Origin of the sequence: Nocardia sp. JCM 34519.1, from assembly GCF_020361265.1 — a bacterium.
Classification (GTDB): domain Bacteria; phylum Actinomycetota; class Actinomycetes; order Mycobacteriales; family Mycobacteriaceae; genus Nocardia; species Nocardia arthritidis_A.
Genome location: NZ_JAIRBR010000046.1, coordinates 1 through 9,414, shown reverse-complemented (window position 1 = coordinate 9,414; position 9,414 = coordinate 1). Strand labels below are relative to the sequence as shown.

Below are 9,414 nucleotides of genomic sequence, written 5' to 3'. Positions count from 1 at the left end.
TGCGCCCGCCAGCAGCATACTCGCGTGACCGACCTGCGCCGCGGCCTTGCCCAGCGTCATCCCGAGCGCCGAATTCACCCACAGCACAGGAAGTTTCGTAGTCGGTGGCCCAGGGTCGTCGTGTTCGAGATCGGTGCCGGCGATCTGCAACCGCCTGATCCGCTGATCCACCTCGCCCACCGCGCACGGCACCAGCGCCCGCGCCTGCACATCGTCCACCTCGACGGTCACCCCGTCCACCTCGCCCGCGGCCAGCCACTGCGCGCCGCGCGCGCGCCGCGCCACCTTCCGGATCCGGGACCGCTTCCAGGCCAGATACCGGGACTCCCATTCCCCGCCCGGACCGACCCGCTCGTCCAGGCACAGCGCGACCGTCGCGGTCGCCGCCGCGGCCAGCAGCGCGCTCCGCGGCGGCGGGTCGGCCTTGGGCAGATGCAGCACCAACTGCATGGCCTGCACCATGGCCGGATCGGCCGGATCGCCCGCGCCGCCGTAGCCGAGCGCCAGCTCCGCGTGCCGGACGCGAAAGCTGTTGGCGCCGTTGGCTTCATCTCCATCCCGGAGCCCGGCCGTGCATTCCGGGATCGTCGACATCACTCCACCTTGATCGTCAGCGTGAACTTCTGTGCCGGTTCCATACCCTGCTCCCACGGCCGGGTGTAGTCCAGGGTGAGGTTGGTGACGCCCGCCGCGTTGGCGACGAATTTCCAGATCGAGTGCCCGCCCGAACCGGGGGCAGCGGGCACATTCGGGTCTGGTTTGTAATCCGGTTCCCCCTCCTGGCGGACCACGTTCTGATCGAGTTGGCCGATCCGCCACGAATATCCGGTCCCGGGGGTGGCCGGCAGCGTCACCGTCAACTGCTGGCCCGGTTTCAGCTGCCGCTCTTGACCGTTGTCCTTATCGGTCACCGCGGCACCCGGTTGATCGACCGGCTTGACCGAGCTGGTGTCGGCCTTGCCGTTGTTGTTACTGCATGCCACCAGCGCCAAACCCATCAGGAGCACCACAAGAGATGTACGCACGGATCCTCCGATCGCCGAGTGATCATGATCAACATCCGTGAGCCTACCGAGGCGGACGCGGCACACCGGCCATCTCGGCCCGCTCAGCGATATGCCGTCGCATCCAACGATAGGACGACCGGACCTCCCCAGTTACGTCTCCCCAGTTGAGTTCCGGCCTCAGCCCAGCGGAACCCGCCGCAGCAAACCATCCCGCGCGTCGGCCGCCTCCACCTCTTCGCGGGTGACGCCGAGGATGAACAGCACCGCGTCCAGGAACGGATGCGACAGTGCCGCATCGGCCACCTGCCGCAGCGCGGGCTTGGCATTGAACGCGATGCCGAGCCCCGCCGCGTTCAACATGTCGATATCGTTCGCGCCGTCGCCGACCGCGACGGTCTGCTCCATCGGCACCCCGGCGTCGGCGGCGAACTGCCGCAGCGCGGTCGCCTTGAAGGCCCGGTCGACGATCTCACCGGTGACTCGGCCGGTGAGCTTGCCGTTCTCGATCTCCAACATATTCGCCTGCACGAAATCCAATTCCAGCTCATGCGCGAGCGGTTCGATCACCTGACGGAATCCGCCGGACACCACCCCGCAGCGAAAACCCAAGCGGCGCAAGGTCCGAATGGTGGTGCGCGCGCCGGGGGTCAGCTCGATGCGGTCGGCCACCGCCTCGATCACCGATTCGTCCAGTCCCGCCAGGGTCGCCACCCGCTGCCGCAGCGATTCACCGAAATCGATCTCGCCGCGCATGGCCGCTTCGGTGACCCGGCGCACCTCGTCCTCGACGCCCGCGTGCGCCGCGAGCATCTCGATGACCTCGCCCTGGATCAGCGTGGAATCGACGTCGAAGACGATCAGCCGCTTGGCCCGCCGGGCCAGGCCCGCGCGTTCCACCGCGACGTCGACCCGCTCGGCCACCGCGACGTCGGCCAGCGCCGTGCGCAGCCGCGAATCGGTGTCCGCACCGGTGTCGGGCGCGGTGACCAGCAATTCCATCCCGGTCACCGGATAGTCGGCGATGCCGCGGATGGAGTCGATATTCGTGCCGAGTGCGGCCAATTGCCGCGACACCGCGCTGAATGCGCGCGCGGTCACCGGGCTGCCGAGGATCACCACCGCGTGGGTGGACATCGGCTGTCTGCCATTCGCCGCGTCGACCTCGACATCGACGTGCATGCCGACGGTGTTCATGGCCTCTTCGAGCTCGTCCTGCAGCGCCTCGGGATCGCTCGGACAGGTGACCAGCACGCCGAGGGTGAGCCGGCCGCGGATCACCACCTGCTCCACGTCCAGCAGGCTGACGTGATGCCGCGACATGGCCGCGAGCAGCACGGACGTCACACCTGGCCGGTCGGGGCCGGTGACGGTGACGAGAACGGTGGTGTCGGCCAACTGATCTGCTCCCCTAGTCATGTTTGCCGTCCCTGTGCTCGACTCCGATGTCATGCAGGCCCAGCGGAAACTCTCTCCACAAACGAGTGTGCACCTGCCGTCATCAGCAGGTGCACACCCATAACCCGAAAGGCTAACTACTTGGTAGCCGCAACACCCTCATGGACCTGGGTGGCATGTTTGCCGGAGCCCCAGCCCACGTGCGCCTCGGCGCGCATCCGTTCGACCATGTGCGGATAGTGCAACTCGAACGCCGGACGCTCCGACCGGATCCGCGGCAGCTCGTAGAAGTTGTGCCGCGGCGGCGGGCAGGAGGTGGCCCACTCGAGCGAATTGCCGTAACCCCACGGATCGTCGACGGTGACGACCTCGCCGTAGCGGTAGCTCTTGAAGACGTTCCACAGGAACGGCAGCATCGACGCGCCCAGGATGAAGGCGCCGATGGTGGAAATCGTGTTCAGCGTGGTGAATCCGTCGCTGGGCAGGTAGTCGGCGTAGCGGCGCGGCATACCCTCGGCGCCCAGCCAGTGCTGCACCAGGAAGGTGGTGTGGAAGCCGACGAACGTGGTCCAGAAGTGCCACTTCGCCAGGCGCTCGTCGAGCATGCGGCCGGTCATCTTCGGGAACCAGAAGTAGATGCCCGCGTAGGTGGCGAACACGATGGTGCCGAAGAGCACGTAGTGGAAGTGCGCGACGACGAAGTAGGTGTCGGTGACGTGGAAGTCCAGCGGCGGCGAGGCCAGGATGACGCCGGACAGACCGCCGAAGAGGAATGTGACGAGGAAGCCGACCGAGAACAGCATCGGCGATTCGAAGGTGATCTGGCCCCGCCACATGGTGCCGATCCAGTTGAAGAACTTCACACCGGTGGGCACGGCGATGAGGAAGGTCATGAACGAGAAGTACGGCAGCAGCACGGCGCCGGTGGCGTACATGTGGTGCGCCCATACCGCGATGGACAGCGCGGCGATGCCGAGCGTCGCGTAGACGAGTGTGGTGTAACCGAAGATCGGCTTACGCGAGAAGACCGGGAAGATCTCGGACACGATGCCGAAGAACGGCAGCGCGATGATGTACACCTCGGGGTGGCCGAAGAACCAGAACAGGTGCTGGTAGAGCAGGATGCCGCCGGTGGCCGGGTCGTAGATGTGGCCGCCGAGGTGCCGATCGTAGGCCAGGCCGAACAGGGCGGCGGTCAGCAGCGGGAAGGCAAGCAGCACAAGGACACTGGTGACGGCGATATTCCAGGTGAAGATCGGCATCCGGAACATGGTCATACCCGGTGCGCGCAGGCACACCACGGTGGTGAGCATGTTCACGCCACCGAGGATGGTGCCGAGACCGGAGACGGCCAGACCCAGGATCCACAGGTCGGTGCCGACGCCGGGCGAGTGCAGGATGTCGGTCAGCGGCACATACGCCGTCCAACCCATGTCGGCGGCGCCACCGGGGGTGATGAAGCCCGCGGTCGCCATGGTGGCGCCGAAGGCGTACAGCCAGTAGCTGAACGCGTTGAGGCGCGGGAACGCGACGTCGGGGGCGCCGATCTGCAGCGGCAGGATGATGTTGGCGAAGCCGAACACGATCGCGGTCGCGTAGAACAGCAGCATGATCGTGCCGTGCATGGTGAACAGCTGGTTGAACTGTTCGGGCGAGAGGAACTGCAGACCGGGACGCGCCAGCTCACCACGCATCAAGAGGGCCATCAGACCACCGATGAGGAAGAAGCCCATCGAGGTGGTCAGGTACATGACACCGAGGACCTTCGGGTCCGTGGTGGTGACCATCTTGAGGATGAACGAGCCCTTCGGCCCGGTACGAGCCGGATAAGGCCGAGTCGCTTCCAACTGAGGGACTGGCTGGGGCTCTACGGCAGTCACTGATCCTCCTGAAAGGTGCCTTTAGGTCGCTCCGCAGGCTCCGCTGCTCGCGTCCGAACCGTGACCGGAACGGACGACACTTCGCTTGCGCTTCTGAGATCGTAAACCGTACTGCCGCAGCGATCCGCACCGGTCCTACTCTGTGTCGTAGTTTCGAGTAGAGCACATGCGCATCGGTGAGTCACTTTCCCTCGGGTGCGGACCGATGACTTTCCCGCCGCGAGGCCGTCTTCTCGGGTGCAGGCGTTCCACCACACCAGGAGCTGGTCATGGCCTATATCGACGCACCGAAGCCCGGCGACCCGATCTGGGTCGATCTCTACACCGCCGATCCGGACGGCGCCATCGCCTTCTACGGCGAACTGTTCGGCTGGACCGCCGAACGTGCCGAGGAATTCGACGGATACATCACTTTCCGCAAGAACGGGAAGGCCGTCGCGGGCGGGATGGGCAAATCCGACGACGGGCCGGACCAGTGGACGGTGTATCTGTCCGCCGCCGACGCGGCGGCGACCGCGGACAGTGCGGTGGCACACGGTGGTTCGGTGGTCGTGCCCGCGATGCCGGTCGGCGATCTCGGCGCGATGGCGGTGCTCGGCGATCCGCATGGCGCGGGTGTCGGGGTGTGGCAGTCCGGAACCCATCGCGGATTCGAGACCGTCGGCATCGCCTCCGGCGGCGTGTGGTCCGACCATGTCGGCGTCCCGACCTGGTTCGAATTGCAGACCGGCAACTACGACGCGGCGATCGGCTTCTACCGCGAGGTGTTCGGCTGGCGCGACACCTTCACGGTGACCGTGCCGGACGTCGACGAATTCCGTTACACCACAATTCATGCCGAGACCCCGATGCTCGGCGGCGTGATGGACGCGGCGGCCTTCTTACCGCCGGGAACGCCGGACGGCTGGCTGGTGTACTTCGGCGCGGACGATATCGACAAGACCGCCGAACGCGCCGTCGAACTCGGCGGCCGCGTGCTGATGCCGCCGATGGATACGCCGTTCGGCCGGGTCGCCGCGCTCGCCGATCCGACCGGGGCGCGGTTCAGCATCGGCGGTAACAGGTCGTAGGCCGTCCGGGACCCGCTGCGGCCGTTGCGGATCCGCCGGTTCCCCCGACTCGCGGTGACCTGGCACTCTTGTGCGGCCCGCGCGCATGTACCCTCTCCCGCATGCCGGTGAGCGCCTTCGTACGCACCCGAATCCGCCAGACCATCCGGACCCGCGCCGTGCCGAGGCGCGGGCTCGCGGTCACCGCGCTCGCCGCGGTGCTACTCGTCGCGGGCTGCAGTCAGAAAGACGACAGCAGCTCGATCGTGCGCACCACGACGAATATCGCGGGCGCCGACATCATCGGCATCGATCGGGACACCACACACGCCTGCGCGCTGCCGAGCGCACCCGATCCGGCGAGCGGGCGCACCCGCACCGTCACCCATATCGCGGGCGTCTCCGAGGTGCCCGCCGATCCGCAGCGCATCGTCGTGCTCACCACCGCCGCCCTCGACGCCTCCTGCGCCCTCGGGCTGTGGGAGCGGGTGGTCGGCGCGGTGACCATCGATGGACCGCATCCGCAGCCGCAGTACCTCGGCTACGGCGTCGACAAGATCCCGAGCGTCGGCACCGCGGCGCAACCCGATCTCGGCAAGATCGCCGCGCTGCACCCCGACCTGATCATCGGCGATATCCCGACGGCGACCATCGGTTTCGACGCGCTGCGGGATATCGCGCCCACCGTACTCGTCGGCCGCCCCGGCAACTGGCAGGCCGAATTCAGCGCCATCGCCGCCGGTCTCGGCCGCCGCAATGCCGCGGCCGCCGCGCTGGACAGCTACCACGCCGACGCGAAGGATGTGGGAAACGCGATCTGGTCCAATCAGACCCAGGCCTCGATCATCCGCTTCGGCGCGGATTCGGTGCAGGTGCAGGGCAGCGACAGTTTCGCGGCGCAGGTGCTCGCCGATGCGGGCGCGCAGCGGCCGACCGCGCAGCGCGGACCGTCCTTCGACGTACCGACCTCGGACTTCACCAAGGTCGAGGGCGACCTGATCTACATCCTGTTCGCGGGCGACGCCGGGAAGAAACATGCCGAACAGGTGATGCGCGAGGACGAATGGAAGAACCTCAGCGCCGCGCTCGACCGGCGCACCTTCATCATGGACGACGAGGTCTGGCACGGTGACGGGCTGACCGCCGCCCGCGCACTGCTCACCGATATCCGGAATACGTTGAACGGCTTCGTCACCAGCTAGGCGACACAGGGCCTAGGGGAACATGCCCAGCAGCTGGTACATGATCTGGCCGAGCGACTGTTCGTCCTTGCCGCCCACCCAGACCGCGGGCACCTGCGGCCCGTCCTCGCCGTCGGCGAACGGCGGGCCCACCTGGGCCTCGAAGTAGACCGCGCCGTTGCTCTCGTGCCGGAATACCGTGCGGTCGCCGATCTGGATCGGGATGCCGTTCTCGATCGCCCGCTGCGCCTGATATTCGTAGAGCACCGCGTATTCGGTGCCGCCGTAGGGCAGCGCGCAGACGTAGAGCTGCTGGCGGTCCGGTTTGACGGTGACGCCGAGGTGCGCCGTCACCGCGCACGGGTCGGCGCCGTTCAGCACCGTGTGCACCGTCGGATACGGATCGTCTTGTCGCAGTTGCTGTTTCCAGGCCAGGACGGCCGTGCGGGTGAGCGTTTCGGCGACCGGGCACGGCTCGACGCCGCCGGGCACCGTCACGGCGAGCGAAACACCGGCGTGGGCCGGGAATTTCGCGCTCACCGTGCAGGCCCGCTCGCCCGCCGGGATCTGCTTGTCCGCCCGGGTGTCCTTGTCGGCGACGACCGTCGCCGTCGTGTCCTCGATCCGCTTCGTGGTGCCGACCCGGCCGTTTTCCTCGACGGTGCCGGCCAGCGCCCGCCACTGCGCCCGCACCGAACCGCCCAGCTTCACCGAATCCAGTTGCGCCGCACAGGATTCCGGCCCCGTCACCACCACCGACCGCACCGTGCCCAGCTTCGCTAGTTCGGCGCGCGGGATCAGCGCGCACGGCTCGATCGCCCGCGCCCGCTTGTAAACCTCCCAATACTGCTGATCGTTCTGTGGCGCGGTGTCCCAGAAGTCGACCGGCGCGCTGGTCGGCTGCGCCGCCTCACCGTTCCCACACGCAACCGCGGTCGCCAATAGCGCCGCTACCAGCACCACCAATCGCACCATCGAGTCCTCCCCCACAAACGTGAGAAGCCTGCCCACCACAACACCTGATACCGCCGAGCCGTGGTGTTCTGCCCCGGCAGTCTGCCCGCAGGCCTCGGGGCCTGCAAGGCGATCACCTTATCGACCGGAAATGTGCGCCGGACGTTCGCATGGGGGATCCCCGCCGCCACACCCGAGTGACGGCAGGGCGGCGACTCAGAACTCCCAGTCTTCGTCTTCGGTATTGACGGCCTTGCCGATCACATAGCTGGAACCCGAGCCCGAGAAGAAGTCGTGGTTCTCATCGGCGTTGGGCGAAAGTGCCGACAGGATGGCCGGATTCACATCGCACTCGTCCTTCGGGAACAGGCCCTCGTAGCCGAGGTTCATCAGCGCCTTGTTGGCGTTGTAGCGGAGGAACTTCTTCACGTCCTCGGTGAGGCCGACCTCGTCGTACAGGTCCTGGGTGTAGTCGACCTCGTTGTCGTACAGCTCGAACAGCAACTCGAAGGTGTAGTTCTTGAGCTCGTCGCGTTCGGCCTGGGAGACCAGTTCCAGACCCTTCTGGTACTTGTAGCCGATGTAGTACCCGTGCACGGCCTCGTCGCGGATGATCAGGCGGATCATATCGGCGGTGTTGGTGAGCTTCGCCCGCGAGGACCAGTGCATCGGCAGGTAGAAGCCGGAGTAGAAGAGGAAGCTTTCCAGCAGGGTGGAGGCCACCTTGCGCTTGAGCGGATCTTCCCCGTTGTAGTAGCCGAGCACGATCTCGGCCTTGCGCTGCAGGTTGCGGTTCTCCTCGGACCAGCGGAAGGCCTCGTCGATCTCGCGGGTGGAGCACAGGGTGGAGAAGATGGAGCTGTAGCTCTTGGCGTGCACCGACTCCATGAACGCGATGTTGGTGAGCACCGCCTCCTCGTGCGGGGTCAGCGCGTCGGGGATCAGGCTGACCGCGCCGACCGTGCCCTGAATGGTGTCGAGCAGGGTGAGACCGGTGAAAACCCGCATGGTGAGCTGCTTCTCATCGGCGGTCAGCGTGGCCCAGGACGGAATGTCGTTGGAGACCGGCACCTTTTCCGGCAGCCAGAAGTTGCCGGTCAAGCGGTCCCACACCTCGGCATCCTTCTCGTCGGGCACCCGATTCCAGTTGATGGCCGACACCCGATCGATCAGTTTCATCCTGCCTCCACGCCCTTCCCGAGCACGCTGCCGTCACGGAATTCCTATCCCCGAACACTACTCGTTGTGGGTGACAAGTCCGGGCCGCACAACACCTTGTGTCGCTGCGGCGCGCGTCACTCCCGCGAAGCGGGTCGGGGACCACGATTTGCGGCCCCTATTCTGCGACACCGGCCCGCCCGCGGATACAGCGGTCCCGTGCGCGTCGCCGGGTGTTTGCCCACCCCGCATCGGCGGTCCGCGGCGAACCGGAAATTCCCTGCATACCACGCCGCCAACCGATTTGCCGCAGTCGTCGGCGAATGGCGCGGCGGTAACTTTCCACTACCGCTCCGGTAACCGACCATCCGTACCATCGGTCGAACCGTTCGGCCCGACCCCCAGGGAGCCAGCCCGATGTCCGCACCGACCGACCCGGATATGACCGATCTGCTCGGACGGCTGGCCCGGCTGCCCAGCGGCCGCCGCAGCAAATGGGTGGTGCTCGGTGTCTGGCTGATCGCGTTGCTCGCACTCGGCCTCTTCGCGGGCAAGCTCACCGGCGCCCAGAAGAACGACAATGTGAGCTGGCTGCCGGACAGCGCGGAATCGACGCAGGCGTTCAAGCTGGCCGACCGGTTCGGCAACAGCGACGAACTGCCCGTCGTGCTGGTGTACGAGCGGCCTGGCGGGCTCACCGCCGCCGACCGGGCCGCGATCGGCGCGGACGCCACCCGCGTCAAACAGGTCGAACATGTGTTGGCGGACAAGGTGTTCGGCCCCACACCGT

7 protein-coding genes and 2 pseudogenes are annotated in these 9,414 nt (G+C 66.8%); 3 read left to right on the top strand and 6 right to left on the bottom strand.

The genetic code is table 11. From position 1 onward, the window contains the following. The 4 genes and pseudogenes from LGY53_RS43325 to ctaD form a co-directional block, all read right to left on the bottom strand. Positions 1-462 (bottom strand): annotated as a pseudogene (locus LGY53_RS43325) (peptidyl-tRNA hydrolase); the annotation flags it as partial. A 131-nt stretch (positions 463-593) separates the two neighbouring features. After that, on the bottom strand, positions 594-1,025 hold the full coding sequence (locus tag LGY53_RS43320; protein ID WP_225732493.1) for a protease inhibitor I42 family protein: 432 nt from the start codon (positions 1,023-1,025) through the stop codon (positions 594-596). 159 nt (positions 1,026-1,184) lie between these two features. Beyond that, on the bottom strand, positions 1,185-2,423 hold the full coding sequence (serB, locus tag LGY53_RS43315; RefSeq protein ID WP_225732492.1) for a phosphoserine phosphatase SerB: 1,239 nt from the start codon (positions 2,421-2,423) through the stop codon (positions 1,185-1,187). 116 nt (positions 2,424-2,539) lie between these two features. Next, positions 2,540-4,282, bottom strand: a complete 1,743-nt coding sequence (gene ctaD / locus LGY53_RS43310; protein ID WP_225732491.1) for a cytochrome c oxidase subunit I — start codon at positions 4,280-4,282, stop codon at positions 2,540-2,542. A 269-nt stretch (positions 4,283-4,551) separates the two neighbouring features. Between ctaD and LGY53_RS43305 the strand changes: the two genes are divergently transcribed. After that, positions 4,552-5,352: a VOC family protein gene (locus LGY53_RS43305; RefSeq protein WP_225732490.1), complete on the top strand. Its 801-nt coding sequence runs from the start codon at positions 4,552-4,554 to the stop codon at positions 5,350-5,352. A gap of 101 nt (positions 5,353-5,453) precedes the next feature. Next, positions 5,454-6,533 carry an ABC transporter substrate-binding protein gene (locus LGY53_RS43300; RefSeq protein WP_225732489.1) on the top strand — a complete coding sequence of 360 codons (1,080 nt, stop codon included), beginning with the start codon at positions 5,454-5,456 and terminating at the stop codon, positions 6,531-6,533. Positions 6,534-6,545: 12 nt separating this feature from the next. Here the strand turns inward: LGY53_RS43300 and LGY53_RS43295 are convergent, their stop codons facing one another. Then, positions 6,546-7,487 carry a hypothetical protein gene (locus tag LGY53_RS43295; protein ID WP_225732488.1) on the bottom strand — a complete coding sequence of 314 codons (942 nt, stop codon included), beginning with the start codon at positions 7,485-7,487 and terminating at the stop codon, positions 6,546-6,548. A gap of 195 nt (positions 7,488-7,682) precedes the next feature. After that, positions 7,683-8,645: a class 1b ribonucleoside-diphosphate reductase subunit beta gene (gene nrdF, locus LGY53_RS43290; RefSeq protein WP_167477159.1), complete on the bottom strand. Its 963-nt coding sequence runs from the start codon at positions 8,643-8,645 to the stop codon at positions 7,683-7,685. A 396-nt stretch (positions 8,646-9,041) separates the two neighbouring features. Between nrdF and LGY53_RS43285 the strand changes: the two are divergent. Beyond that, positions 9,042-9,414 (top strand): annotated as a pseudogene (locus LGY53_RS43285) (hypothetical protein); the annotation flags it as partial.